This is a genomic window from Wenzhouxiangella sp. 15190 (genome assembly GCF_003417465.1).
Classification (GTDB): Bacteria; Pseudomonadota; Gammaproteobacteria; order Xanthomonadales; family Wenzhouxiangellaceae; genus Wenzhouxiangella.
In genome coordinates this window covers 33,064-58,703 of the sequence record NZ_QVMV01000032.1, presented here as the reverse complement: position 1 = coordinate 58,703, position 25,640 = coordinate 33,064, and the positions used below count along the sequence as shown (strand labels likewise).

General features: G+C 64.3%; 18 protein-coding genes. 9 read left to right on the top strand and 9 right to left on the bottom strand.

Annotated features, from left to right (window positions below; all coding sequences use genetic code 11):
* Positions 1 to 7: 7 nt before the first annotated feature.
* Positions 8 to 3,331 carry an exodeoxyribonuclease V subunit beta gene (locus tag DZK26_RS09410; RefSeq protein WP_181918220.1) on the bottom strand — a complete coding sequence of 1,108 codons (3,324 nt, stop codon included), beginning with the start codon at positions 3,329 to 3,331 and terminating at the stop codon, positions 8 to 10.
* On the bottom strand, positions 3,324 to 5,942 hold the full coding sequence (locus DZK26_RS09405) for a PD-(D/E)XK nuclease family protein (protein WP_116896814.1): 2,619 nt from the start codon (positions 5,940 to 5,942) through the stop codon (positions 3,324 to 3,326). The genes DZK26_RS09410 and DZK26_RS09405 overlap by 8 nt, the downstream gene beginning before the upstream one ends.
* Positions 5,943 to 6,048: 106 nt before the next feature.
* Here DZK26_RS09405 and DZK26_RS09400 point away from each other — a divergent pair, with 106 nt between their 5' ends.
* The 3 genes from DZK26_RS09400 (at position 6,049) to DZK26_RS09390 (ending at position 7,721) form a co-directional block, all read left to right on the top strand.
* On the top strand, positions 6,049 to 6,438 hold the full coding sequence (locus tag DZK26_RS09400; protein WP_181918221.1) for a DUF423 domain-containing protein: 390 nt from the start codon (positions 6,049 to 6,051) through the stop codon (positions 6,436 to 6,438).
* Between the two features lie 14 nt (positions 6,439 to 6,452).
* Positions 6,453 to 7,046: a DUF6940 family protein gene (locus DZK26_RS09395; RefSeq protein ID WP_116896816.1), complete on the top strand. Its 594-nt coding sequence runs from the start codon at positions 6,453 to 6,455 to the stop codon at positions 7,044 to 7,046.
* 249 nt (positions 7,047 to 7,295) lie between these two features.
* Complete coding sequence (locus DZK26_RS09390; protein ID WP_116896817.1) at positions 7,296 to 7,721, top strand: OsmC family protein; 426 nt, start codon at positions 7,296 to 7,298, stop codon at positions 7,719 to 7,721.
* Between the two features lie 12 nt (positions 7,722 to 7,733).
* On the opposite strand, the gene DZK26_RS09385 is transcribed toward DZK26_RS09390, so the two are convergent.
* The gene (locus tag DZK26_RS09385; protein ID WP_116896818.1) at positions 7,734 to 8,945 is read right to left on the bottom strand and encodes a serine hydrolase; all 1,212 of its coding nucleotides are present in this window, start codon (positions 8,943 to 8,945) and stop codon (positions 7,734 to 7,736) included.
* 194 nt (positions 8,946 to 9,139) lie between these two features.
* Between DZK26_RS09385 and DZK26_RS09380 the strand changes: the two genes are divergently transcribed.
* Positions 9,140 to 10,156, top strand: a complete 1,017-nt coding sequence (locus DZK26_RS09380; protein WP_147306568.1) for a hypothetical protein — start codon at positions 9,140 to 9,142, stop codon at positions 10,154 to 10,156.
* A gap of 51 nt (positions 10,157 to 10,207) precedes the next feature.
* Here the strand turns inward: DZK26_RS09380 and DZK26_RS09375 are convergent, their stop codons facing one another.
* Positions 10,208 to 10,579: a group 1 truncated hemoglobin gene (locus tag DZK26_RS09375; protein WP_116896820.1), complete on the bottom strand. Its 372-nt coding sequence runs from the start codon at positions 10,577 to 10,579 to the stop codon at positions 10,208 to 10,210.
* Positions 10,580 to 10,722: 143 nt separating this feature from the next.
* Here DZK26_RS09375 and DZK26_RS09370 point away from each other — a divergent pair, with 143 nt between their 5' ends.
* A complete protein-coding gene (locus DZK26_RS09370) occupies positions 10,723 to 11,427 on the top strand; it encodes a helix-turn-helix domain-containing protein (protein ID WP_116896821.1) in 705 nt (234 codons plus the stop codon).
* Positions 11,428 to 11,461: 34 nt separating this feature from the next.
* Here the strand turns inward: DZK26_RS09370 and DZK26_RS09365 are convergent, their stop codons facing one another.
* Positions 11,462 to 12,142 (bottom strand): spermidine synthase, encoded by a 681-nt coding sequence (locus tag DZK26_RS09365; RefSeq protein ID WP_116896822.1) that lies wholly within the window; start codon positions 12,140 to 12,142, stop codon positions 11,462 to 11,464.
* Positions 12,143 to 12,273: 131 nt separating this feature from the next.
* On the opposite strand from DZK26_RS09365, the gene DZK26_RS09360 reads away from it, so the two are divergent.
* Positions 12,274 to 12,777 (top strand): DUF2165 domain-containing protein, encoded by a 504-nt coding sequence (locus DZK26_RS09360; RefSeq protein ID WP_116896823.1) that lies wholly within the window; start codon positions 12,274 to 12,276, stop codon positions 12,775 to 12,777.
* A gap of 40 nt (positions 12,778 to 12,817) precedes the next feature.
* Entirely contained in the window at positions 12,818 to 13,966 is a 1,149-nt protein-coding gene (locus DZK26_RS09355) for a pyridoxal phosphate-dependent aminotransferase (protein WP_116896824.1), read from the top strand.
* Between the two features lie 305 nt (positions 13,967 to 14,271).
* Here DZK26_RS09355 and DZK26_RS09350 read toward each other — a convergent pair whose 3' ends face one another.
* Positions 14,272 to 14,574, bottom strand: a complete 303-nt coding sequence (locus DZK26_RS09350) for a winged helix-turn-helix transcriptional regulator (RefSeq protein ID WP_147306569.1) — start codon at positions 14,572 to 14,574, stop codon at positions 14,272 to 14,274.
* 176 nt (positions 14,575 to 14,750) lie between these two features.
* Here DZK26_RS09350 and DZK26_RS09345 point away from each other — a divergent pair, with 176 nt between their 5' ends.
* Complete coding sequence (locus tag DZK26_RS09345) at positions 14,751 to 17,768, top strand: ATP-binding protein (RefSeq protein ID WP_116896826.1); 3,018 nt, start codon at positions 14,751 to 14,753, stop codon at positions 17,766 to 17,768.
* Complete coding sequence (locus DZK26_RS09340) at positions 17,738 to 20,713, top strand: EAL domain-containing protein (protein WP_147306570.1); 2,976 nt, start codon at positions 17,738 to 17,740, stop codon at positions 20,711 to 20,713. The genes DZK26_RS09345 and DZK26_RS09340 overlap by 31 nt, the downstream gene beginning before the upstream one ends.
* 119 nt (positions 20,714 to 20,832) lie before the next feature.
* Here DZK26_RS09340 and DZK26_RS09335 read toward each other — a convergent pair whose 3' ends face one another.
* The 3 genes from DZK26_RS09335 to DZK26_RS09325 form a co-directional block, all read right to left on the bottom strand.
* Complete coding sequence (locus tag DZK26_RS09335) at positions 20,833 to 23,607, bottom strand: serine/threonine-protein kinase (RefSeq protein ID WP_116896828.1); 2,775 nt, start codon at positions 23,605 to 23,607, stop codon at positions 20,833 to 20,835.
* A gap of 248 nt (positions 23,608 to 23,855) precedes the next feature.
* Positions 23,856 to 24,671 (bottom strand): CPBP family intramembrane glutamic endopeptidase, encoded by an 816-nt coding sequence (locus tag DZK26_RS09330; RefSeq protein ID WP_116896829.1) that lies wholly within the window; start codon positions 24,669 to 24,671, stop codon positions 23,856 to 23,858.
* 92 nt (positions 24,672 to 24,763) lie between these two features.
* Positions 24,764 to 25,396, bottom strand: coding sequence for a 3'-5' exonuclease (locus DZK26_RS09325; protein WP_116896830.1), 633 nt, complete (start codon positions 25,394 to 25,396; stop codon positions 24,764 to 24,766).
* Between the last annotated feature and the right edge of the window lie 244 nt (positions 25,397 to 25,640).

The following is a 25,640-nucleotide window of genomic DNA, read 5'->3' as shown; positions in this document are numbered from 1 at the left end:
CAGTTTCCTAAGAGTCTTTGATCAGACGGTCGTGTCGTGGCAGGTAGAGCGCCGCCTTGATGTCGGTCTCGCCCATCTGCTCGAACAGGCGGCGATAGGTTGTGAGCTGGACCTGGTAGCGTTCGGCCTCCTCGCCAAGAAAGCCTTCCAGGTCGCCACCGGCGTGATAGCCGGACTTGTAGTCGATGATCCAGCGCGTGCCGTGTTCGTCGATGAAAGTGCGGTCGATGACGGCGTTGACCAGTTCGCCCTCGATCACGCCTGTCAGGGGCAGTTCGCAGGCGGCCTCGCGATGCCGCCCGCTGAGAATCCAGCGCCCGGTTTCGCTCTCGATGGTCTGATCGAAGGCCTCGCGGATGGGCACCACGGCGGAGTCGAGATCACGGCTGCCGGTGCCCATTGCCCGCAGTAGGCCGGGGATACGATCCCGTAGCGTCTGCTGCCGGTCCCCGTCGAGGTGCTCGATGCCGATCTGGCCGATGCGCTCGAGCAGGCGATGCAACACCGTGCCGATGCGCCGGACCTGCATACCGGCCCAGTTGAACTCGATCTCGACTTCGCGTTCGCGCGGCGGCAGCGCCGGGCGCCAGTCCAGTCGTTCGCCGAGCGGCGGCTGCCAGTCGGCGCTCACCCGTCGGAGGGACTGAGCGGGGCGTGCGTTGGCATCCGGCGCGTAACCGCCCGCTTCGGGTGCCTGATCGAGGGCTTGAAGAAAGTCCCCGCCGCAGGTCGGCCACAGGTCCGCCAGCAGGCTGCCCGACGAAGGTTTGATCTCGTCGCGCTCGGGATCGAGGGCGGCCGAAAGTACCAGGTGTTCACGCGCCCGGGTCGCGGCGACGTACAGCAGGCGCTGGTGTTCGAAAGCTTCGCGTTCCTTCTGCTCGGCGCGAATCAGCTTGATCAGGTCGCTGTTGTCGTCCTGCTCGGCCGAACGCAGCGGGGCCAGCAGCACACGTTCTTCTCCGGCTTCAGGCGTGAACGGCAGCCAGTACAGCATCTCCCGGTTGTTGCCACCAGTGCCGCGGTCGAGACCGGGCAGCACCACCAGGTCCCACTCCAGACCCTTGGCGCCGTGCATGGTCAGGATTTCGAGCTTGATGTCGTCGCTGGGCGGATCGCCCTCGGTGTACTGCTCTTCGAGCAGCTCCATGAAGGCGTTCCAGTCGGCCAGCAGGTCCTGCTCTTCGGCCGTGGACAGCGTGTCGAGATAGGCTTCGGCATCGCGGCGTTCCGATTCGGGTTTTGCCAGCACATGCGGGCCGCCCAGTCGCGTCCAGATGCCCTCGACCAGGTCGCGCGCGCTGCGCTTTCGCCACATGTCCCGGGCATGGGCCAGCGCCTGCAACACCCGCGCGGCGCGGTGGCGGCCGTCTTCGGAGAGCCGCTCGAGGGCATTTTCGTCATTCAGCGACCGGCCGTCGCCGGCGAGGGCGTGCAGGTCGGCCAGCGTCAGTCCGCAGGGCGGCGAGCGCAGCATGGCCAGCACGGCGGTGGTATCGGCCGGATTGATGATGGCCCGCGTGATCGCCAGCAGGTCCTGGACGACCGGCCGGGTCAGCAGGGGATCGAGCTTGACGGCGCGATAGCCAATATCGTGGCGCTCCAGCGCCGGCAGGATATCGGCCAGATGCGAGCGCGCCCGCACGATGATCGCGGCGGAGAAGTCCGGGTCGTCGCGATGATCGTCGAGTGCCCTGGCAACGGTCTGCGCCACGGCTTCGGCTTCCGGGCCGCGGCCGGACCGGGCCAGTATTTCGACGCTTCCGCCCGTACCGCGACCCGGTTCGGACGTTGCGTAACTTACCGCGCCCGCGGAAATGTCCTCGATCTCGGGAAAGACCGGGCCCAGCCGTTCGTTGACCCACCCGACGACTTCCGCGCGCGAGCGAAAGTTGCGGGTCAGCCGGCAGGATTCGACCGCCTGCGTGCCGATGCCGTGTTCACGCGTTCGCATGAACAGCCCGACTTCGGCTTCGCGGAAACGGTAGATCGACTGCATCGGGTCGCCGACCAGGAACAGGCTGCGTGCCTCGCCGGGCTGCCAGCCGCCGACCAGTTTTTCCAGCAGGTGGTACTGGCCCCAGTTGGTGTCCTGGTATTCGTCGACCAGGATGTGGCGGATTCTGCGGTCGAGATAGAGGGCAAGGTCGGTATAGCCGGCCTCCTCATCCCCCAGGCCACGCAGGGCGGCGGCGCCGATGCCGGCGAAGTCGGTCTGGCCGGTCTCGGCAAACACCAGTTCCAGCTCGGTGGCGGCGGCCTCGAGTACCCGGATCATCGCGGCAAGCACGTCCCATTCCTCGTCGCCGTAGCGCGGCTCGGGCTGACTGCGGGCCCGATCGATCCAGCCGGCCAGTTCATCGTTCTCGCGCAGCGCATCGAGCATCGCCACGATGCGGTCCTTGTGCTCGCTCTTGGCCGGAAAGCCCTGGTTCTTGTTGGGTGCGGCGCGCCAGCCGCCGCTGTTGGTCAGCAGGGCAAAGCCCAGTGCACGCCAGCCCGGCAGGTCGGTCGGGTCCGCACCGGGCATGCGGGTGAGATCGGCGCTATCGTCGAACGGCGAAGACTTGCCTTCGGCCTGCAGGCTGGCGGCGGCCTGGCGCAGGACTTCGAGCAGGGCGTCGGGATCGACGCGCGCTTCGGTCAGGCCGGCCTGAAGCACCTGCTGCGCCGTATCGAGCTGGTCGGAAACCACCTCCTGCAGCGTTCGCTCGAAAACCGCGCGTTCGGGTCGCCCGCTCATTCCGAGGGCGCGTAACCATTGCTCGCGCTTGCCGAGCAGGGCCACCAGCAGGTCCTCGATGTCCTGGCTGCGGTGGTCGCGCCACAGCAGCAGGCATTTGACGTCTTCGGCCAGTTCGTCGCGGCTGTCAGCCCGCGTGAGTACGCGGCGTGCGGCCTCGCGATACAGGGCGCGAGCGTTCTCGGCGGGTGCGGGGACCGGGCCGAGTTGGCTGGCCACCGGCATGGTTCGCGCCAGGTAGTGATTGAAGCTGTCGATGGTGCGAATCAACAGCCGCTGTGGATTGTCGAGCAGACCCCATTCGCCCACCTTGCCGGCCACGGCTTGCGCCTTGGCGAGCGCGGCTTCCTCGTGCGGGCCGTCCGCCTTGTAGCCTGGTTCGAGAAACTGCAGGATTCGCTCACGCATCTCGGCGGCGGCCTTGCGCGTGAAGGTGATGGCCAGGATTTCTTCCGGCGCCTCGACCACGCCGAGCAGTCCCAGGTAGCGCTCGACTAGCAAGGTGGTCTTGCCCGAACCGGCCGGCGCCTGGACGATGACCGAGCGCTGCGGCTCGACGGCGACCTTGCGTTGCTTGTCGTCACTCATCATCGGCCTCCGGCAGGATCACGCGCTCGTTGATACGGCAAAGCGCGTGCAAGTGGCAGTACTTGCAGACCTGGTTGTCGCGCGGTTCGACCTGCGAGCGACCGGCCAGGAAGTCTGCGGCCAGGCCATTAAGATGCCTGCGCCATTCGTCGACCAGTGACCGCCAGGATTCGATCTCGCCGAACTTCGAGCGGCCCTTGATCTCGCCGATGACCTGCACGCCGTCAATCCCGGCATCGACCTCGGCCAGGCCGTCGAAACCCATATTGTCCGGACGGAGTCTTGCGAACGCGATGGCGACGGGACGTGGCTGAAGACTGGTGGCGTAGGCGGGCAGTTGCACGTCGGCCAGGGGCGCTTCCGGTGCCCAGCCGTTCTTGCCGGACGCCCCGGTCTTGTAATCGATCACGACCGAACCACCGCCTTCCAGTTCGTCGACGCGGTCAATCTTGCCGGTCAGGTGGAGCCGGTCGAAGGCCAGCTCGACTTTCGTCTCCCGCGCCGTGACGGAAAATGGCGCGCGTTCGCGCTCGATTGCCAGCCACCTCGACAGCGCGCGTTCGAGGCACTGGGCCTCGATGGCCAGCCCGGCTTTGGTCAGGGCCAGCGGGTTGCGCCGGGCGAATTCTTTAAGCGCCGCATCGCGGGCGGCGGCGATGCGCTCGGCCAGAGCTGACTCGCCGAGCGACTCGAGCGCATCGAGGCCGTCGAGATCGGACCAGAAGTGCTCCAGCGCCTTGTGCACCAGGCTGCCGCGGTCACGGGCATCCAGGCCGGGCCGCGGCGGCGTGAGGTCGCCGGCACCCAGGCGCCTCTCGGCGAAGGCCCTGAACGGACAATCGGACTGGCGCTGCAGCACCGATGTGCCGCCTCGGACCTCGCCGCCGGGATGTTCCGGCGCGAGGGTGTCCTCGGGCAGGGTCTCGATTTCGGCCCGTTCGGCGGTCTCGTTCGGGGCCGCTTCCTCGACCGGGCAGTCGGACAGCAGCGGCGTAAGATGGCGTTGCTCGTCGTCGCTGCCGCGGCTGAAACTGCCGGTCACGATGGGTGCCGTCCTTGCCAGGCCGTCGAGCTCGCCGCGGGCGCGCTCCAGGGCGCTTTCGGCGCTGGCGGCCGGCGCGTCGGCTTGCAGGCTGGCGGGTATGAAAGGATCGCGCCGTGTCGGCGACGGCCAGGTCTGGTGGTCCAGGCTGGTGACCCGCATTGCATCGAAGCGCGAACCGAGCGCTTCTTCCACGCCCAGGATCTCGATCGGGGCGCCGGGGTTTCGCTCGCGAAACGCCGCCGTTGCGGCGCGCTCGTTCAGTCGGCGCACGGCCTCGGCTCGGGAAATCGGCCGCTCGATCACCAGGTCGAGTGCACTGAAATCCTCGAGCAGGTCGTGGAAGCGTTGCAGGACCTGGAACTCGCGGCTGTCGAGACCGCGCCCGCGGCCGAAGCCCATGGCTTCGAGCTCCTTCTGAAAGCGCACCACCCATTGCGATGGCAAGGCCGTGTCGCGGTGTTCGCGCCGAAGCAGCTCCCATTCGGCCAACCTGCCGGACAGCTCCTTTGCGCCGCTTTCGCCAATCTGCCAGGCGAGCTGTCCGGCGTGCAGCCAGTAGGGGCGGTAGCGGATGACGGCACTCAGTGCGCCGGCGCGGGCCCGGGACTCGGCTTCCCAGCCGCTGAGGAATGGTGATCGCAGCAGGGCGGCGACCTGCGGCTGGCTGATGCGGTGCGGATCGATCCTGAGCAAGGACAGGGCGTCGGCCACCAGCGGCCAGCGCGCCAGGGTCGGGCCGAGAGAAATGTGCCAGGGCTCCTCATGGCCGGCATCGAGCGCGAAACCGGGCGGATCGAACACCCGCCGGAAGACCCGCTCGACCGTACCCAGCCGATCTCGCAGGCCGGGTACGACGACGGCAATGATCTGATCTGGCTTTTCTTCCAGCAGGCCGCGGGCCCAGCGTGCGGCGTCCACCAGTTCGTCCACCTCCTCGGCATGAGCGATCACCGTTTCCAGCGAACCCGCGTCCTCGCGCGACGGGGCGCTTTCGATATGCACACCGGCCGCTTCGGCGGCCTGGAGGATGGCGCGCTGCAGCGGGGTCATCGCCAGCTCGAAGCCGGACAGCCTGATGGCTGCCGGTAGCCCAATCTCGCCGGTCTTGATCAGGTCGGGAAGCCGGCCGGCGAAGCGCCACTCGTCGATCAGGCCCCGCTGTTTGCATAGCTCGCTAAACCGCCCGGCCCAGTCGCGGAAATGCCGGCTGTCCTCACTGAGCATCAGGTCGGGCCAGTCGGAGGGCTCGTCGATGCAATATTCGTGGACGAGCCGCCAGCTCGCAGCCACCATCTCGGCCACGCGGGGTTCGCCGATGAACACATCGCGGTCGATCACCGACTGCCACAAAACCAGCGCCTGGGAGGCACTGATCGGAACCCGCGGAGCTTCGGCGGTCAGAAACCAGTCATCGCGCAGCCGACCGATCCAGCTCGGAAAGGCCAGTACTTCGGGCGAACGCCAGGCCTGTTCGCCGGCGGACTGTCTCGCCAGCGCTTGCCGCTGCTTTTCGGCGCGCGCCAGGCGTGCCGTCGGGGTGAGAATGAGGGTCTGATCACCAATCATGCACGAGCATTATGCCGAAGATTTTCTCAGAACCCGAGAATGGCGATCATGCACGAAAGCTGTACTGCGCCATAATCGGCGGAGATCATTCCAAGGAGGAATTGCGATGAAATCGGTTGTGACGGGTGCCGTTCTGGGCTTCCTCGCCGTGGTTGCCGGCGCGGCAACCGGGCACGGCCCAGTTGCGGGGCTTGATTCGCAGGGCATGCGCCCGATACTCACGGCGCTGCGTTATCAGGAGCTTGGCGCGGTGATGATCGTGATCACGGGACTGGCCAGCGTGCTTGTTGTCTCGAAAGCGGCCGGCTTCCGGCTGGCCGTCTCGTCGTGGCTGTTCGTGGCCGGCACGCTGCTGTTCAGTTTCAGTATCTACGCACGCATAATTCTGGACTTCGAATGGCTGGGGCCGGTCACGCCGATCGGTGGGCTGTGTCACATGGCCGGCTGGATCGCGCTGGGCTGGGCGGCGCTGGCTGTCCCGTCACGGGATGGCTAGAGTAAGGGCGTCTGGTGGACACGGACTACAAGGTTCATGCCGAGACCCTGGATCAACGGGTGATCCGGTTTACCCTGGTCGATTCCGACGGCTGCTTGAGTTGGCGCCGTGTACTGGAAGGATGGCGACGGGGTCAGACCTTCTCCGACCCGCTCGGGCGACGACTGGCCGAACTGCCGTTTGCCGCCTTCCGCTGGGAAACGCCGGCCATGACGGTCGACCGCCTGGATACGCGGTTCGAATGCGTGGCCGTGGACGATCCATCGATCGACGTGATGCCGGATCCTTCCCCCTTCGCCGGGCACCTGCGAAGTGATCGCCCGGTCGTCCGCTTTCCCAACCTGGGTGGCGATGCCGTGCTGGTGGTGCCCTGCCGGCGCGACGGCGAGGCAGCCTATACGCACCTGGCCAACTTCCTTCGGGGTGCGCCGCGCGAGCAGCAGCGCTCGTTCTGGCGGGAAGTCTCGCTGGCGATGGCCGATCGCCTGGGTGAACGGCCGGTGTGGCTCAGCACCGCCGGCGGTGGCGTGGCCTGGCTGCACGTCAGGCTCGATGACCGGCCCAAGTACTACGTCCACGCGCCGTACCGAAATCCGCCCGATTCCTGACGGCGGCGCGCTGCCTGTCAGCGCGGCAGTCGGTAAGTAACCCGCCCCAGCTGGAACGGCTGAAGGGGTTGGTGATCGGCGGAGTCGATGCCATGTCTGTAGTACAACTTGGTGTCCGGCCGTCAACGCATGCCCAGGCGGCCTGTACCGGGAAGAGCCGTCAGCCGTCGAACTCGATCATGTCGAGGCCACGCCGGGCACGTAGAATCAAGCAACCATCACACGCACACACACACGAGGAGCCCGATCATGGCCACAAGAACAGCGAATGCACGTTGGGAAGGCGATCTACCGTCCGGAAAAGGCCGCATGGCGTTCGGCAGCGGCGCCTGGGAAGGCCAGTATTCCTTCAGCTCGCGTTTCGAGGAAGGCACCGGCTCCAATCCCGAGGAGCTGATCGGCGCCGCGCACGCGGGGTGCTTCTCGATGGCCCTGTCCAATATCCTGGCCCAGGCCGGTCACAAGCCCGACTCGGTCGAGACGGTGGCCCACGTGCACCTGGAAAAGGGTGACGACGGTCCTTCGATTACGCGCATCGAGCTGGTGACCGAAGCCGTCGTGCCGGGCATCGGCGAAGATGATTTCCAGGAGCACGCGGAAGCGGCCAAGAAGGGCTGTCCGGTCTCGAAGGTGCTCGCGGGCGCGGATATCTCGCTCAACGCCACGCTCAAGTAGGACGCGCGGCCTTCAGTTCGGCGCGGAAACCACCGAGGTCTCGTTGGTGGAACTCTCGGCCGCTTCCGACGGGGAAGCGGCCCTGCTGGCGACCATCGGTGGTTCGGCCAGCGCCTGTTGCCAGAAGTGGATCGACAGGTCGTTGATCGCCCCGCTTTCGGCGTTGAGCAGCAGGGCCAGCCCGGTGCGGTGCTCGGGCGAGTAGGCGACCTGCGCCACGAAGCCCTTCACCCAGCCGCTGTGGGTGATCAACGGCTGCCCGTCGATGCTGTAGATGCGCCAGCCCAGCCCGTAGTGGGCGTCGGACAACAGGTCGCGCCAGCCCTTGCGCCGCAGTTCGCGCGCGGTGCGCACGCGCTTGCGGGTGAGGCCGGCGACCACTTGCGGTCGAATCACGTCGGGGCGATTGCCCATGTGGGCCGCCAGCCAGCGGCCGAGATCCAGCGCGCTGGCGTTGACGCCCGCCGCCGGGGCGACGCGGTAGTAGTTTTCGTTGACCTGGGTGGGGACCCAGCGCCAGCGGTTGACCTTGACGTGCGGCGAGGCGCGGTTGCTGCTGGCCAGGAATTCGTCGTGGCCGACCGAAGCCTGTCGCATGTCGAGTGGTTCGAACACGCGCTCGCGCAGCAAGTCGGCGTAGCTTCGGCCGCTGCTGGCCTCGATCGCCGGCTCGACCAGCGAGAACAGCACGTTCTGGTAGGTGTAGCACTCGCCCGGCGGGCACACGGGGGCCACGTTGCCGAACTGCGGCAGGATCTCCTCGAGCGTGCGTCCGGCGTTGAGCAGGTTGTCGTAGGCGTTGGGTACGATGCCGGCGCTTTGACTCAGCAGGTGTTCGATGGTCAGCTTCTGCGCGTGTTCGGCGCGGGCCAGGGTGAACTGCGGCACGTAGCGCCTGACCGGATCGTCCCAGTGCAGCCGGCCCTCGGCCACCAGCTGGCCGGTGAGCTGGGCGGCGAAAGTCTTGGACACCGAGGCGACGCGAAAGACGGTTTCGGGCGTGACACTTCGCTGGTCGTCGAGCGAGCGTACACCGTGACCGGCGGCATGCACGATGCGCCCGTCGCGCACCACCGCCCAGGCGGCGCCCGGCACCCGCTCGGCCTCGAGCATGATGCGGAAATGCCGGTCCATCTCGGCAAAGTCCGGAACCGCGGCGGGGGTGGCCGGGGCGTGCATCGACGCGGCAGCCAGGGCCAGCAGGGCGGTCAGGAAACGGGTCATGCGCCAATTGCGGTAATGGGATCAGTGCCCGATTATACGGGTGAAGCCGCCCGGCCGTGATGATCGCCTGGCGGAGGCCGACGGGCCGGCGACCGAGACTCCCTGAGGCTCGCTCTGGCGTGATGCAGTTCTCAAAAATGTTATAGTTGTGAGCATTTATCGGCTTTTTTTGCGCATATTGACGGGAGGGAGTCATGAGGGATTGCTCAAGACTGACGACGCTGGTGGTCCTGGCACTGACACTCAGCCTGGCCGGATGCGGCGGGGACGGATCGCAGCAGGAACAGGAGGCGTCAGCACCGGCAGAGGCGGGCGAGACACAGCAGGACACGGTTGAAGCAGACGCCGAGGAGGCCGCGCCGGAGACCGATTCCGACCCCGATGCCTCCGATGAGCGGGTCATAGAAGTCGTCGTGCGGGACTTCGCCATCGACGCACCCGAAGAAATGGGCACCGGCTGGTACACGATGCGCCTGGAGAACCTCGGCCAGCAGACCCATTTCGTGATCATGTATCGCCTGGTGGAAGGCAAGACCATCGAGGATCAACGCCGCGAAGTGGTGCCGGCCTTCGACGAGTTGATGGCCGGTATCCGCAGCGGGGAGATCGAAAAGGCCGACATCGGCACCTTCCTGGGCGAGAACATTCCCGAGTGGGGCCTGCAGATGACCTACGTCGGTGGGGTCGGTCTGCTGGCGCCGGGACGCTCGGCCCAGACATCCTTTCGGGTGCCGGAGCCCGGTACCTATCTGATGGAGTGCTACGTCAAGTCGCCGGATGGTACCTTTCACACCTCGATGGGCATGCTGACCCAGGTGGACGTGGTCGACCAGGGCGGCGAAGGTGCCGAACCCGAGGCGGACGCGACGATCGCGATCACCAACGACGGCATCGAGGCGCCCGATACGCTGCCTTCCGGCAGTCAGACCATCCGGGTGGATATCGAAGATCGCCCCGAAACGTTCATGCCCTACGACGTCAACCTGGCCCGGCTCGAGGAAGATTCCGATCTCGAAGACATCGTCTCCTGGATGGACTGGAGCGACGTCGGTGGCCTGCGTGCACCGGCGCCCGTGGAGTTTCTCGGCGGCGTCGAGCACATGGAAGCCGGCAACCACGGGTACATGACCGTTGATCTCTCGCCCGGTCGCTACCTGTGGATCTCGGAGATCAATGCCGCCGAGATGCACCAGGTCTTCACGGTCGAATAATCATCCCCGTTCCGCGGCACGGCAGTCGACTGCCGTGCCCGGTGTTGCAGCTCAGATGTGCATGATCTCGTCTTTCAGCGACCAGGCGATGAACAGCACATCCTTGCGCGCCTCTTCTTTGACGTTGTGGGCATCGAGCGTGTTCATGATGTCGTCGCAGGCGGCCATGTACTCGGCTGCGCTGATGTTCATGCCGCGATGGGTGTCGGGCATGCTGCGGCCGGTGTAGTCTTCCGGGCCGCCGCTGCCGGTGCCCAGAAAGTCGCGCAGGTGCTTTTTCGCCTGTTCGAACTTCTCCGGATCTTCGGCCAGCGGCTCGTAGCGCGCCTTGATGACGGGGTTGCGCAGATGGGCATCGACGATGTCGTCGACCAGCGCGGCAATACCGTCGGCACCGCCGAGATTCTGGTAAAGCGATGTCATGAAATCCTCCTCGTTCGCTTTGCTTGTCTCCCCATTTCGCAGCTTGTCTGCGAAGGTGAATCAAGCCTAAGCGAGCGTCGGCCGGCGCGCATAGTACAGAATGTGTACTTGCTGCCGTCCGGGGCGCGGCATAGACTGCGGCCATGGCACACGGCTACGGTCAGTTCTGCCCGCTCGCCAAGGCCGCCGAAATCCTGTGCGAGCGCTGGACGATGTTGCTGGTTCGCGAACTGGTCGCGGGCAGTCGTCGCTTCAACGACCTCCGTCGCGGCCTGCCCCTGATCTCCCCCACACTGTTGTCGCGTCGCCTCAAGCAGCTCGAGCAGGCCGGCGTGGTCGAGCACAAACTCGATGCCGAGGGCGCCCAGTCCTACGAATTGACCCCTGCCGGCCGCGAGATCCAGCCCCTGGTCGAGAACATGGCCGTTTGGGGGCATCGCTGGGTGGGCAGCCAGCTCGAGGAAGGCGATTACGACGTCGGGCTGTTGATGTGGGATATCCGGCGCGGCGTCGACGCTTCACAGTTTCCCGATCAGCGCACGGTGATCCAGATTCGCTTCAATGATGCGCCCAGGGGGCAGGGCGACTGGTGGCTGGTGGCCGAAGCGGGGGAAACCGATCTGTGCATGGAAGATCCCGGGCACGACGTCGACCTGGTCGTCGAGACCAGCGTCGTCACGCTGACGGGTGTGTGGCTGTGCCGCTCGACCCTGGCCGAAGCCGAGAAGCAGGGGGCGCTACGAACTTATGGCGATAGGGATCTGAAAGCGCGGCTTCCCGACTGGCTGTGCGGCAGCCCGCTGGCGCGCCTGGGTGAGGCCTCCCTGCGCGAACACCCCATCGCCTGAGGCAATGACCAGGTGCAGGTTGGTACGAAACGCTCTAAGAGTGTTTCGTCCCGAACCAGATGAAGTGTCGCGCCCCCTTGCCCTTCTTGTGCGGCCGAACGACACGCTCGTCCACACGAAAGCCGGCTTCCTTCATCCGCTTGACGAACAATCGATCGGGCCCGGCCGACCACACCGACAGCACGCCGCCCGGGCTCAGGCAACGCGCGATGGCCGACAGCCCGGCGGCCGAATAGATCCAGTCGTTCTCGCGCCGGATCAGCGCCTCGGGCCCGTTGTCGACATCGAGCATGACCGCGTCGAAGCCCGACTCCGGCTTGCGGATCACATCACTCACGTCGCCCACGTAGACGGTGGTTCGCGGGTCGGCCAGGGGATGCCCGGCCGGCTCGCCCATGAAATCGCGATTCCAGTCGATTACTTCCGGCACCAGTTCGGCCACCACCACTTCGGCGTCGGGCCCGGTCGCTTCCAGCGCCGAGGCCAGCGTGAAACCCATGCCCAGTCCCCCGATCAGCAAACGCGGTTTCTTGACGCCCTTGATGCGCTCGCAGGTCAGTTCGGCCAATGCCTTTTCCGAACCGTTGACGCGGCTGTTCATCAGCTCGCCCCGGCCGGGAATGGTGATCGAGAACTTCACCTCGTGCTGGTAGAGCATCATCTGCTTGTTGGTGTCGGGGATGGTGGCGGTGCCGAGAAGGATCGAGGGTTTCATTACTGCACTGTGAGGTCGTGATGGGGTCCGGCGGTCGGGCGGGTGCCCTGGCTTGCCTGCGGTCGGCGGAGTATAGTCGAGGCGAGGGAACACTGTCGATTGAGTGACGGCGTACACCAGGGAGGAATGCCATGGCCATCCGGATTCTCAAGATCGTTCTCGTCATCTGCGTCGGCCTGCAGGCGCTGTTCTACGCGCTGCAGAACATCGTCAATCTCGAGGCCGCCCACTCGGTCATGACCGCCGTGTTGTCGATGGCCGACCACGAGTACTACCCCAATCACTTCGGCCCGCCCGTGACCGGCGTGCTGGTCTGGGTGGCGCTGTGGATCGTCATCCTCGGCGAGCTGCTCGCCGGCATCCTGTGCCTGAAGGGCAGTTTCGACATGCTTCGCCGCCGGCAAGATACCCCCGCCGTATTCGCGCACGCCAAACAGTGGGCCGTGGTCGGCTGCGGGGTGGCCGTGGCGGTCTGGCTGGGCCTGTTCATGGCCGTCGGCGGGGCGTACTTCCAGATGTGGCAGACCGAACTGGGCATCAACTCGCTCGAAGGCGCGTTCATGTATGCGGTCTCCTCGGGCATCGTGCTGCTGTTCGTCAACATGCCCGACGAGGCGCCAGGCCACACCGTCTAGCGTGTAACCTGTAGGCGGGTATCGAAAACACTGATCGATCATGCCGCGATTTCCGAACATCGCCGAGTCCGCGCAGGGCGTGAAGGGCTCGGTCTATTCCGGGCTCAAGAAAAAGCCCGCTTCCGGCAAGCCGCCGGTGCCGCTGCACGTCGGCGACACCTGGATGGAACCGGCCGAGGGCTGCCGGATGCAGGACCTCACCGTCGAGGACCACCCGGGCATGCACCGCTACTCGCCGGTGCCGGGCTATCCGCAGCTTCGTGATCGCATCGCCGAAGTCCACGGGGAGCGTACCGGCGTGCAAACCGAGCGCGGCCAGGTGGTGGTTACCGGCGGCGCGACGGCCGGCCTGGCCGCCGTGGTCGGCGCGCTGGTCTCACCCGGTGAGGAAGTACTGCTGGTCGCCCCCTACTGGCCGCTGATTGCCGGCAGCGTGCGCGCCTTCGGCGCCACGCCGGTCGACGTGCCGATGATGACCGAGATCGAGACGGCGGAAGCCGCCGTCGAGCGACTCGAACGACATCGAACCGAAAAGACCGTCGCCGTCTACTGGAACACCCCGCACAACCCCACCGGACGACTCCTGCCGCGCGAATGGCTGGAAGCCATAAGCGCGTGGGCGAGAAAGCACGACCTGTGGATCTTCTCCGACGATGTCTACGAGGACTACGTCTACGATGGCGAACACGTCTACACGCGGTCGGTCTCGCCGGACAACACCATCTCGGTGCACAGCTTCTCGAAAGCCTTCGGCATGGCCGGCAACCGCTGCGGCTACCTGGCCGGCCCCGATGAAGCCATCGATGCGGTCAAGCGCATCATGACCAACATCAACTACTCCGCCTGCTCGGCCTCGCAACTCGCCGCACTGAACGCCCTCAACGGCACGGCCGACGAGTGGGTGGCCAATGCCCGCGAGAAGTACGCGCGGCTGGGACGTGAAGCCGCCGAAGCCCTCGACCTCCCGGCACCCAAGGGCAGCACCTTCCTGTTCCCGGACGTTTCCGATGCCCTCGACGACCGCGGCCTCGACGGCTTTCTCGGTGACCTGGCCGAGGCCGGCGTCCTCGTCGCCCCTGGTCCGAGCTTCGGCTCCTATAAGCACCACGTCCGCCTGTGCTTCACCGCCGCACCGCCGGAAGAAATCCAGCGTGGTCTAGAAGTCCTGGCCTCGAAGCTGCAAGGATAGAAGGACTTCAGGAGTGAATCCGGTTCGATGGTCCGAAGCCAGAATATTTGTGCGCTACCGAACTGACGTACATTCGCTAGTACGCCATCCTGACGTTGGATGCTCGCAAGGAGCATCCAGAACCACGCGCATTCAGCCGCACAGTCGGCTGAATCACATCGTGACCGGGTTCCCTCGCCCGTAGCGATCGAAGCACGTGGCGCCCGCACTCGTTCCTCCATACGAGTGCGGGCATCCTTAAATTGGGATCATCAATTCGGTGACTAAACCAAGACATTCACGGTTTCCCCGCAGTGGGCCGATCTTCATTCGTCATCGATGTTCGCGGTCGCGTTGCTGGTGCGGTTGAGGAGATCGAGCACGTCACCGATCGCCAGTTTGATGAGGTCATCGTTGATTTGACGGTGCGTCTGGATCTCGTATCGGTTGCGGCGCCCGATCCGGTGCTTTGTCACGTAACCGCCTTCCGCCAGATCGGTGACGATGGCGTGTGCCCGCCTTTCGGTGACGTCGACGGCGGTCGCAATGTCCCTGAGCCGGATATCGGGGTTTGCAGCAATCGTGAGCAACACTCGTGCGTGGGTGGTGAGAAAGCTCCAGCTTGTCATTCGGACTCCCGGTTTCTATACCGAAGGGGACATATCATAGAAATATGTTACATGTATACAAAATACTAGAAATATGTTACATGTATTAGGTTGGCAAGTAAAGTCTTGCCCCAAACCCGGCCGCTACTCCCAAGTGGCAACCAGCCGGATGCACAATTTCACGAAGGCTCAATGAGATGCTACACGCAACGCACGACCTCCAATCCGACGACACCGGCGCACTCCTCCTCGACGTGATGGCTCGCGTCAGGGAAGGCGACTTTTCGGCTCGTATGCCGCACGACTGGACGGGGGTACCCGGCAAGGTCGCCGACGGGCTCAACGACATCATCATCGCCAACCAGTTACTCGAACGAGAGCTGGCCAGAGTGAGCGATCTCGTCGGCACCCAGGGCCAGCTCTCTCAACGTGCGGCGCTTCCGGGCTCCTCACAGGGCTGGTCGGATGGCATCGACTCGGTCAACAAGCTTATCGAGGCGCTCGTATCGCCCATTGGCGAAATGCAGGCTGCCACCGATGCCGTTGCCGCCGGCGATTTGAGCAAGCGGGTCCGTGCTGACGTGCGCGGCGATATGCTGGAGCTCAAGAACACCCTCAACGGCAACGTCGATCAGCTCAATATCTTCGTATCGGAGGTCATGCGAGTCGCACGGGAGGTCGGAACCGAAGGCAAGCTCGGGCAGGCCGCCGCCTCCTCGCTCGAGGTTCGCGGAGCCTGGAAAGATGTCATCGAAAGCATGAACCTGATGGCCGGAAACCTGACCGGCCAGGTGCGCAATATCGCCGAGGTGACGACGGCCGTGGCCAACGGCGACCTGAGCACCAAGATCACGATCGACGTCAAGGGCGAGTTCCTCGAGTTGAAGAACACGGTCAATGCCATGGTCGATCAACTCAACGAGTTCGCCGGAGAAGTCACCCGTGTGGCACGCGAAGTGGGCGTTGAAGGCAAGCTGGGCGGCCAGGCGCAGTCGACCGAAATCAGCGGTGTCTGGAAGGATCTGACCGACAACGTCAACCAGCTCGCCGCCAATCTCACCGACCAGGTTCGTGCCATCGCAGAGGTTGCTGCTGCCGTCACGGAGGGCGACCTCACGAGGCAGGTCAATATCGAAGCCCGGGGCGAAGTCGCGGCGCTGATGGACAGCCTCAACGAGATGATCCGGAACCTGCGCGAGACGACTCGCCAGAACCTGGAGCAGGATTGGCTGAAAACCAACCGGGAACAATTTACCCGTATGTTACAAGGCCATCGTGACCTCGGTACGGCCTCGAGTATGATTCTTTCCGAGCTTGCGCCCCTGGTATCTGCCCAGCACGGGGTGTTCTACACGATGACCGGCACAAGCGACGCAACCGATCCCGTGCTCTCCCTCCAGGCCGGCTACGGCTTCGAGGAGCGTCGCAAGCTCTCGACCGCGTTCCGTCTGGGAGAGGGCCTTGTCGGGCAGTGCGCCAAGGAGAAGAAGCGCATTCTGCTCACGGAAGTTCCCTCGGATTACATACGGATCAATTCCGGGCTGGGCGCGGCACCTCCGCTCAACATTGTCGTGCTGCCGATCCTGTTTGAGGGGTCGGTGCGCGCCGTGATCGAACTCGCCTCCGTCAACGCTTTCACCGCGACCCACCTGAAGTTCCTGGATCAGGTGATGGAAAACATCGGGCTGGTCCTGAGTTCGCTCGAGGCCAACACCCTGACCGAGACATTGCTGGCTCAGTCCCAGTCATTGGCGGAAGAACTGCGAACGCAACAGGAAGAGCTGCGAGCATCCAATGCTGATCTCGGCAGTCAGGCGGCGCAACTCGCCGAACAGAACACCCAGGCCGAGCACTCCCGGGATCTGCTCGAGGAGAAGGCCGGCCAGCTCACGCTTTCGTCGAAGTACAAGTCCGAGTTCATTGCCAACATGTCGCATGAACTGCGTACGCCCCTGAATAGTTTGCTGATGCTCGCCGAACAGCTCGAGAACAATCCCGACGGCAACATGACCGACGTCCAGGTCGAGTACGCCAGGGTTATCCGCTCCTCGGGGCAGGATCTCCTGGCGCTACTCAACGGGATCCTCGACCTGGCCAAGGTCGAATCGGGGACCGTAGTCGCGAAGTTCGATGACGTCTCCGTCGACGCGCTGTGCGAGACATTGCGCGGCGAATTCGCACCGGTCGCAAAGGTGCAGGGCCTCGAGTTTTCCGTCGGGACCGATCCCGACTGCCCGAAGACGCTCGTCACTGATTTGCAGCGCCTGCGCCAGATTCTGAAGAACCTGCTCGCGAACGCGTTGAAGTTCACCGCCGATGGCGGGGTTCATGTATCCATCGGCCCAGCGCAGAGCGGGTGGAGTGCGGGGAGCAGCTCGTTGGCGGACGCCGCTGCCGTCGTTGCCTTCAGCGTCAGCGATACGGGTATCGGGATCGAGGGTGAGGATCATGCCCGGATCTTCGAGGAATTTGCCCAGTGTGACGGGTCCACCGGCCGTTCACATGGCGGTACCGGGCTCGGCCTTTCGATCAGCCGGAATCTGGCCAATCTGCTCAACGGCAACATCTCGGTTGCTAGTACGCCGGGCGAGGGCAGTACGTTCACCCTTTATCTGCCCGTCGATGGGCTCGCAGTCGCAGGTCAGGCGAAGCCGGCAGATTCCGAATCGGCAACGCCGGTGGCAGACGGGTCTCGTCCCAAGGCAAAATCCGCAACTCCTGTCGCCGATCGTCCGGTGGTCGAGCGCGCCCCCGAGCCCGTAATGGCGAAGGCGCCAACCCCGGCCGAAACAATGCAACCCGTGCGCAATGCTCCGGCGGACCTCCAGGGCACGAGGGTGCTGGTCGTCGACGATGACTTCCGCAACCTCTTCGCCTTGACCGCGCTGCTCGAGCGCTCCCGGGCGAAAGTGCTCACGGCCGAGAGCGGCGCAGACGCGCTTGCCATGCTGGTCGACGGCGGTGGCGCCGTCGATATCGTTCTCATGGACATCATGATGCCGGTCATGGACGGTTACGAAACCATCCGTGCGATCCGCGGCCTCGACGGATTGAAGAACCTGCCGATCATCGCCGTGACAGGCAAGGTCGTGAGCGGCGAGCGCGAGCGCTGCATCGCAGCCGGCGCCAATGACTACGTGCCCAAGCCGGTCGACACGAACGAACTCCTGACGGCGCTGGAGCCGTGGCTCAAGCGCGTGGCACGCCCAGCCTGATGATTGGCGTCGACCCCACCATCATCCCGGGTGCAACCCAGCCCGTCCAGACGACGATCCTGCGAGTGGCCCCGGTCCTGATCGTCGACGATACGCCGTCGAAGCGGCTGGCCATGAAGGCCGCGCTCGCGCCGCTGGGGCACCGTATCGTCGAGGCCGACTCCGGTGTCGCGGCACTGCGCCGCGTCATGGAGGAGGACTTCGCGGTGATTCTGCTCGACGTCACCATGCCGGGCATGGACGGCTTCGAGACCGCCAGGCTCATCCGGGAACGATGGCAGTCCGAGATGACGCCGATCATCTTCGTCACCGCTTTCAGCAGCGATGAAGTCGGGCAAATCGACCATTACGCGGGCGGTGCTGTCGACTTTCTGTTCGCACCTATTCCGCCGACAGAGCTGCGCTCGAAGGTTTCGTTTTTCGCGCATGTCTTCCTCAACGCGGAGAACCTAGCCGCCCGTTCCCGGGTCGTCCAGGAGACCGCAGACCGGCTCAGGTCCCTTACCGACGCCGCTCCCATCGGTATATTCCAGACCGACGCCAACAATCGCTACGTCTACACCAATGCCCGCTGGAGCGAGATCACCGGTATTAGTGCAGACGAGGCGTTTGGCCGCGATTGGGACTCGATCATCGATACCGAGTCACGAGCGGGAAACGAGGACGCGTTGGCCGACAGCGCCGCGCTTCGCTACAGGTTCACGATCGATCGGGGCGATGCCGGTTCGCGTGTCGTCTTTGCGACGACGGAGGCCATGCACGACGGTGAGGGTGAGCGGACCGGCTGGGTCGGAACGCTCTCCGACGTTACCGCCGAGCGGCAGGCACTGGCCGCTCAGCGATTTCAGGCACAACTGCTGGGTGCGGTCGGAGAGGCGGTGATCGCCACTGATCTCGACGGGACCGTTCGTTACTGGAACGAAGCTGCGGAGCGGCTCTACGGCTGGTCGGCTGACGAAGTGATCGGGCGTCCGATAGCGGACGTGACTGTCCCCACTGGTCTGGCCGACGACGCCAACAAGCTCATGACGGCGGCCACCGCAGGCGAGACGTTGTCGGGGCAGTTCAGCGTCCTCCGACGCGACGGCTCGACATTCACGGCACTGGTGACCAACTCGCCGATCTGGGACGAGGAGTCGGGCGCCCTCACCGGTATCATCGGCGTCTCGGCGGACATTACCGATCTGACATCCGCGCAGGAACTCCTCGCGCGGACCGCTGCCCAGCAGACCGCTGTTGCCGAACTCGGCCGCTACGCACTGGCGGCCGATGACATCGCGTCGGTCGCCAGGGCCGCCGAGACCACGATCACCGGCATCCTCGGGCCCGATGATTGGAACGCCCGGGTCCACTGGCTCGGCGAGCCGGACTCGGCACCGGCGGACGCGGGGACCGGCGCGATCGTCCATGTCGACGTCGGCGACTCGGCGGTGATCTCGGTCTGGAACGACCAGGGATCACCGCTTGCCTCCGATGGCCATCATTTTGTCAGTGACGTCGCCAGCCACCTTGATTCCATGCTCCGGCGTGCCGGTGCGAACGTCCAGTTCGAACACCTGGCGACCCACGACCCGCTCACCGAGCTGCCAAATCGAACGCTCTTCCTCGATCGTCTGCAGCAGGTCCGTAATGCGTCGGACCGCAACGATCACCGCCACGCCGTGCTCTTCCTCGACCTCGACGGGTTCAAATTCGTCAACGATGGTCTCGGCCACGATGTCGGTGACCAGTTGTTGCTCGCCGTTGTCGAGCGGCTCCGCAGTATCATGCGTCCGTCCGATACGCTGGCCCGGTTCGGTGGTGACGAGTTCGCCATACTGTGTCCCGACATCGGCAACGAGGGAACCGCCCTGGCCGTTGGAGCCCGTATTCAGACCGCCCTCGATATGCCCTTCCAGTTGAAGTCGATGGAGCTCATGGCTACCGCCAGTATCGGCATCGCCCTCGGCGACGGGTCGACAGACGGGGGCGACCTCTTGCGTGACGCCGATGCCGCGATGTACCGGGCGAAGGACGGCGGGCGCAACCGCGTTGCGTTGTTCGACGAAGACATTCAATGCAAGGCCCAGGATCACCTTGCCCGTGCTGCCGGGCTGCGTGGCGCGCTCGGCAATGGCGAGATCTTTTCCCAATACCACCCGATCGTCGATCTGGCGAGCGGCCGTGTTGTCGGCGTCGAAGCCCTGGCCCGGTGGCGGCGTCCGTCCGGTGAATTGGTGGCGCCCGATATCTTCATCGGACTGGCGGAGGAGATCGGCCTGATCGAATCGCTCGGCCAGAACATCCTACGGACCGCCTGCAGGGATGCCCTTGCCTGGACTCAGCTCACTCCCGAGCCGTTCATGCTGTCGGTTAACGTCTCGCCGCGGCAGTTCTCATCCGGCGATCTTGCGAACATGGTTCTCTCGACCCTCGAAGAGACCGGCTTTGACGCCAGGCATCTTCTTCTCGAGATCACCGAGTCGGCCCTCATGAACGAGCCCTCCGTCCAGACCGTCATCGGCGAGCTCCGCAAACACGGGGTTAAATTCGCGATCGATGACTTCGGAACGGGTTACTCATCACTGGCCAGCCTGCGACAGCTGCCGGTCGACTTTCTCAAGATTGACAAGAGCTTCGTCAGCGGGATCACGACCGACGCGCAGGATCGCGCACTGATCACGGCAGCGATCGACCTCGCCCAAAGCTTCGGCCTGATCACCATTGCCGAAGGCGTCGAGACGCCGGAGCAGCTCCGAGAACTGATTGCACTCGATTGCGATCTTGCGCAGGGGTACCTGTGGACCCAACCCATCGAGGCGGATAAAGTTGCCGGTGTCATGAAGAACATCGGCAAGGACGCACATGACGGACCCAACCATGCTCATCACTCGTGCGGGCTAGATCGCGTCGCGACTGAAGGGGTTTACCTCGACCAAACGAAAGCTTTCAGCAAGATTCATTAGCCTGCTTGCTGCCCCGGCTTGCATCACTCCCATCCCTGATCCGCCTTCAGCCGCAGGGATCAGGTTTCGGACCAGCGGTCTTCCTGATGAGCATTTTCGTCCAACCCAGGAAGAAGAGGCTATTCCGGCGCTGATTCGGTGACAGTGACGCGGCCAAAGCGCTTGCGTAGTTCATCCAGTTTCGGCCCACCGTCTTCGAGCCAGCCTTCGATATCCTGAGCCAGCGGCTCGATACGTTCGGGTTCGCCAAGATTCTTGTAGAGTTCGACCAACCGGATGGCCGATTCCAGGGAATCCGCACCGGGATCGGCGTCGCCATTGATCAATTGATTTACTTCTTCCTGCCGGTGCGCCGTTTCGGCCTGTACGTCGCCGGCCTGGCGATGGATGTCGGCGGCCAGGCGCAGGGTTTCCAGTAGCGTCGGGTCGTCCGGGTCGAGCTGTTCGCGGCGGATGTCCAGTGCCGGCTGGAGGTGCGCCAGGGCCTTTTCGGGTTGGTTGGCGTCCAGGGCGGCGGTGGCGGCCAGGTAGCGGGCGCTGAGCACGTCGCCGTGATCTTCGCCGAAAAGCCGTTCGCGCCACACGACAACCGGTTCCATCTGTTCCAGGGCCTGTTGCGGCCGGTCGGTACGCAGGTAAAGATCGGCCAGGTTCTGCATGGAACTGAGCGTGAGCGGGCTGTGCGGGCCCCAGGCTTCGCGGGTCAGTCTCAGGATGTCGCGCATCATGGCGGTAGCTTCGTCGAAGCGGTCGAGGTCCATCAGCGTGACGGCGATGTTGTTCATGACCTTCAGGGTGGAGTCGTGGCGGCGGCCGTAGTGGCCGGCCAGGATGTCGTAGACCTCGCGCTGAACTTCCAGGGCTTCTTCGGACCGGCCCAGGTAGCTCAGGGCCGCGCCAACGTTGAGCTGGGCGCTGTAGTAGGAGTCCTCGTAAGGTTCGAAGTGGCCGCGCGCTCGCTCGACGGCGGTGCGGAAGTGGGGCAGGGATTGTTCGATGCGCCCCGAGAGGGCATGGACGTAGCCCAGGGTGTTTATCGCGCGCACGGTGTCGGCGTGGTGCGGCCCCAGTTCCTCTTCGGCGCGTTCGATGTTCTCCTGCGCGATTTCCAGCGCCCGCTCGTTCTCGCCGGTCCGGACCAGGTGGTTGGCCAGGCTGTCCCAGGCGGCGTGGCGCACGCCCACCTGGTCGGGGTCGTCGGGGTCGAGGTTGTCCAGGATGGCGTCGAGTTGGACGCGTGCGGCCTCGTAATCGGCCTGGCGCGAGAGCATGCGATAGTACTGTCGGCGCGCCTCCAGTGTGCCGGTGGCGGCGGGGCCGAGGGCCTCGAGGCGCAGTTCGACGACCCGCTCGGCCAGCGGCAGGGCGTTGTCCACCATGCCGGCGTTGAAGTAGATGTCGCGCACGGTTTCAAACAGCTCGGCCTGCAGACGCGGCTCGTCGGCGAAGTCGGTTTTGATGTTGTCGATGGCGCGCTGCATCATGAACTCGTCGAGCAGGTCCTGCGCCAGGTCGGTGGGGTTGATCTGCCCGACGGCCAGTTCGAACGCTTCGATACCGGCTTCAATCGTTTCCTCGTCGGCATTATGGGCGAAGGACTGCGCGTGCTGTTCCCTGAGTCGCTTGACGAAACTCTGGCCCAGCTCGCGCGGCTGCAGGTCGCCGAGCATGGACTGCTGGAAGTCGACCATGCGTTCCAGCTCCGCCGAGCGAGCCTCGGCGATTTGTTGCTGTTCGCGCGCTTCGGTCATGCCGCGGATCGCCAGTGTGAGGCCGGCGGCCAGCGAGACGGCCACCAGGGTGGCGGCAGTAACCGTCAGGGCATTGCGCTGCACGAAACGCCGCGCGAAGTACCCGCGCCCGCCATCGACCGCGCGTACCGGCTGCCGGTCGAGATAGCGGCGGATGTCGTCGGCCAGTTCCGGCACGCTGGCATAGCGCTGCTCGCGGTCGTGGGCGATGGCCTTGAGCGTGATGGCGTCCAGGTCGCCGGTGAGCTGGTGCACGAGGCGTCGAGGTGTAGTGCCGCGTCGCTCGGCGGCGCGCGCGATATCAGCGGCGTCCGACTCGAGAAGCTGCGAAGGCGCCGGCGGTGGATACAGTTTGGCCAGTTGTTCGCGGATGATGCGCGTGTCGGTTTTCTCGAACAGTCGCGAGGGATACGGCCGGCAATCGGTGATCAGCTCACACAAGATCACGCCCAGCGAATAGACGTCGGCACGCATGTCGATGCCGATGTTCTCGTCGAACAGCTCGGGGCTCATGTAGTGTGGCGTGCCGGCCGTGCCCTGGTGGCGGCGCTCGCTGGCCGAGCTTTCGGTGACGGCGATGCCGAAATCGATGATCTTCGGTCGCGGTTCGTCGTCGACGCGCGTGACCAGAATGTTGCCGGGCTTGAGGTCGCGGTGGACCAGGCCCTTTTGGTGGGCGTGCGATACGCCCTGACAGATGCGCACGAACAGCTCCAGGCGTTCGCGCAATCCCAGGCGGTGTCTCGTGCAGAACTCGGTCAGCGTCTGCCCCGGTACGTACTCCATGGCGAAGTAGGGATAGCCGTCGGGGTTTGTGCCGGCCTCGAAGATCTGGGCGATGGCCGGATGGTTCATCTGTGCCATGGCCTGGCGTTCGACCAGGAAGCGCACCTCGCTGGTCGCGCTGCGGATTCTCTTCTGGATCAGCTTGATCGCAACCTGTCGCTCGACCGGCTCGTACTGCTGCGCGAGAAAGACCTGGCCCATGCCGCCGCTGCCGAGTTTCTGGATAACGCGGTAGCCCGGAAGCTTCAATTCGTCGTCGGCGCCGTTCGCTCCGGTTTCGCCGGCGTTCTCTCCCACTGCGCGGGTGGCGTCCTCGTCGAGGTGCGTTCGGTCATCGTCGCGTCGATCTTCGCTCATCGCCTTGTCTTTGTTGGAGCGCTGTCGATCAGCATTCGGGTGACCATTATGCTACACAGGCTGCCGAAAACTCGCTCCTGGTTTTCTCGAGTGCCATACTGCTCGGGTTGTTGGACCGCGCTGACTTTATACGACCAGAGTTTGCATAAGGTCGATATCCGAGTTCATATTTACCCCAGGCGTTCGCCATGAGGCTATCGAGCCGCAGCCAAGGGTTTCACCAAGCGTGGATTCTTGGGCATACCTGGCTACGTCGTGGCCTGTCGACCGCCATTATCCATTCTGCGGCAGGTGATGATCGCGGCCAGGTAGAGACCGGCCATCAGCGTCCAGAAGAGACCGAGAATCAAGGGCGACCAATTGCTCATCGAAAATGCGAAAGGCCAGGTATTGCCCAGGCCGTGCAGCCCGGCGGCCAGGTAGAGATTGCCGCTGAAGTAGTAGATGAGCCCGAAACCGATACCGGAAAACCACAGCAATCCGAGCATCGGTAGCTGCTCGAGCCATGCGCCGGAGAAGTAATCCGAGAGCGCTGGATGCCAGAGTGAGAACGCCAGGCCGCCGATGAGAATGGCGGCTGCGATTCCCGCTCGGCTCTCAGAGCCAAATCGCTGAATCAGCCAGTTCTGGAGATAGCCGCGAAACGCCAGCTCCTCGATCAGCCCTACGATCAGGAACTGCAGCACGATCGATCGAATCCATGCGCCGATGTCACGTTCGCCCCAAAGATGGCTGACGCCAGATGACGTACCCAGCAGGGCGGCGAGCAACAGACCGAGGAGGTTGGCGAGAAGCACCACCGCGGCCACGGCCGTGATGCCGGCGATCAGATGACTTGCCCGGCTGCCGAGCCTGGCCGGTGAACTACCTTCCATGTGCAGGCAGAGCCATGTGATCGCCCCCAATACCAGATTGAAGCCGACGGTCGAAGAGCCGATCGGCAGGCCTTCGAACAAGGGTCGAACGGCCGACCAGAAATCACTCAGGCCGAAAGCGATCAGGACAAACAGCAACAGGGAAGCCGGACGGACCGAAAATTCCGGCGCATCCGTTGTCGATGTCATGAGAAGACCGCCCCGAAACTGAACCGGCGCGAAGGCTAACAAAACGATTCAAGTCGATTCAATGCCCGGCAGATTCAGTTCCCGGATGTTGATCAATACTGGGCAGCGGCCGGACCCAGCCCGGCATCGAGCATGGCGCAGTAGAGTTCCAGGTTCCATTCCGCGCCCGACAGGCCGGTGTGTTCCAGGGGATCGTCGGTTTCCGGGGGGATGTCGAAGAACTCGGCGACCTTTCCGTTCATCATCGTCAGGCTCCCTCCACCGAATGCCATGGAGGGAAGATCGAGCGTGTAGTAGGGGTAGAGTTCGACGAAGGCGGATTCATGGCGCTTGAGCAGGGCGTGGAGGAATGAGCGATCGAAGCTGGCGTTGTAAGCGGTGAACAGATATCGGCGATTGGCTGACAGTTTCTCGTGAAACTGAAGAAAGCGTTCGACGGCCGTCTCGGGCGAAACGGCTTCCAGCGATTTCCATCGTTCGACGGAGAATCCGTTGATGGCCTTTGCCGTTTCGCTGGCGCGTTCGGGATGCTTCGGTTGAATGCGGATGAAGAAACGGTCTATTTCATTGCCTTCCAGATCGGTATAGATCGCGCCCAGGTCGATCACCTCGTTGTGGGAAGGATCCAGGCCGGTGGTTTCGACATCCACGATGGCCAGCCCCCAGTGCTCGGGCGCTTCGTGCAGTTCCGGAGCCCCGGCCATTGACGCGGAAAAGCCAATCATCAAGCCAACGAATATCAGAAAGCGAGGCAAATGAGCGTTCCCGGGATGTTTTCCAGTGCACGAGTTTGCATCATCCCGGCCCGGAAGTGGGGCCGGGATGGTTGTATCGCATCGATTGTCGGCAGCGATGCCTGCATTTTCAACCGCCGCAGTTTCTTATGGCTGAAGAAGGGGCGCCTTGGCGGTGCCGGCGCCTACCGTGGTGCGCGTTGGCACAGCGCCAAGGAAGCGCTGGCGTTATTCG

What these genes read in the sequence shown, in the direction of transcription:
- DZK26_RS09350 (WP_147306569.1), bottom strand. Translation starts at nt 14,574, where the DNA reads ATGACAAGCTGGAGCTTTCTCACCACCCACGCACGAGTGTTGCTCACG.
- DZK26_RS09370 (WP_116896821.1), top strand. Translation starts at nt 10,723, where the DNA reads ATGGCACACGGCTACGGTCAGTTCTGCCCGCTCGCCAAGGCCGCCGAA.
- DZK26_RS09360 (WP_116896823.1), top strand. Translation starts at nt 12,274, where the DNA reads ATGGCCATCCGGATTCTCAAGATCGTTCTCGTCATCTGCGTCGGCCTG.
- DZK26_RS09345 (WP_116896826.1), top strand. Translation starts at nt 14,751, where the DNA reads ATGCTACACGCAACGCACGACCTCCAATCCGACGACACCGGCGCACTC.
- DZK26_RS09385 (WP_116896818.1), bottom strand. Translation starts at nt 8,945, where the DNA reads ATGACCCGTTTCCTGACCGCCCTGCTGGCCCTGGCTGCCGCGTCGATG.
- DZK26_RS09405 (WP_116896814.1), bottom strand. Translation starts at nt 5,942, where the DNA reads ATGATTGGTGATCAGACCCTCATTCTCACCCCGACGGCACGCCTGGCG.
- DZK26_RS09365 (WP_116896822.1), bottom strand. Translation starts at nt 12,142, where the DNA reads ATGAAACCCTCGATCCTTCTCGGCACCGCCACCATCCCCGACACCAAC.
- DZK26_RS09390 (WP_116896817.1), top strand. Translation starts at nt 7,296, where the DNA reads ATGGCCACAAGAACAGCGAATGCACGTTGGGAAGGCGATCTACCGTCC.
- DZK26_RS09380 (WP_147306568.1), top strand. Translation starts at nt 9,140, where the DNA reads ATGAGGGATTGCTCAAGACTGACGACGCTGGTGGTCCTGGCACTGACA.
- DZK26_RS09400 (WP_181918221.1), top strand. Translation starts at nt 6,049, where the DNA reads ATGAAATCGGTTGTGACGGGTGCCGTTCTGGGCTTCCTCGCCGTGGTT.
- DZK26_RS09335 (WP_116896828.1), bottom strand. Translation starts at nt 23,607, where the DNA reads ATGAGCGAAGATCGACGCGACGATGACCGAACGCACCTCGACGAGGAC.
- DZK26_RS09325 (WP_116896830.1), bottom strand. Translation starts at nt 25,396, where the DNA reads ATGATTGGCTTTTCCGCGTCAATGGCCGGGGCTCCGGAACTGCACGAA.
- DZK26_RS09375 (WP_116896820.1), bottom strand. Translation starts at nt 10,579, where the DNA reads ATGACATCGCTTTACCAGAATCTCGGCGGTGCCGACGGTATTGCCGCG.
- DZK26_RS09330 (WP_116896829.1), bottom strand. Translation starts at nt 24,671, where the DNA reads ATGACATCGACAACGGATGCGCCGGAATTTTCGGTCCGTCCGGCTTCC.
- DZK26_RS09355 (WP_116896824.1), top strand. Translation starts at nt 12,818, where the DNA reads ATGCCGCGATTTCCGAACATCGCCGAGTCCGCGCAGGGCGTGAAGGGC.
- DZK26_RS09410 (WP_181918220.1), bottom strand. Translation starts at nt 3,331, where the DNA reads ATGAGTGACGACAAGCAACGCAAGGTCGCCGTCGAGCCGCAGCGCTCG.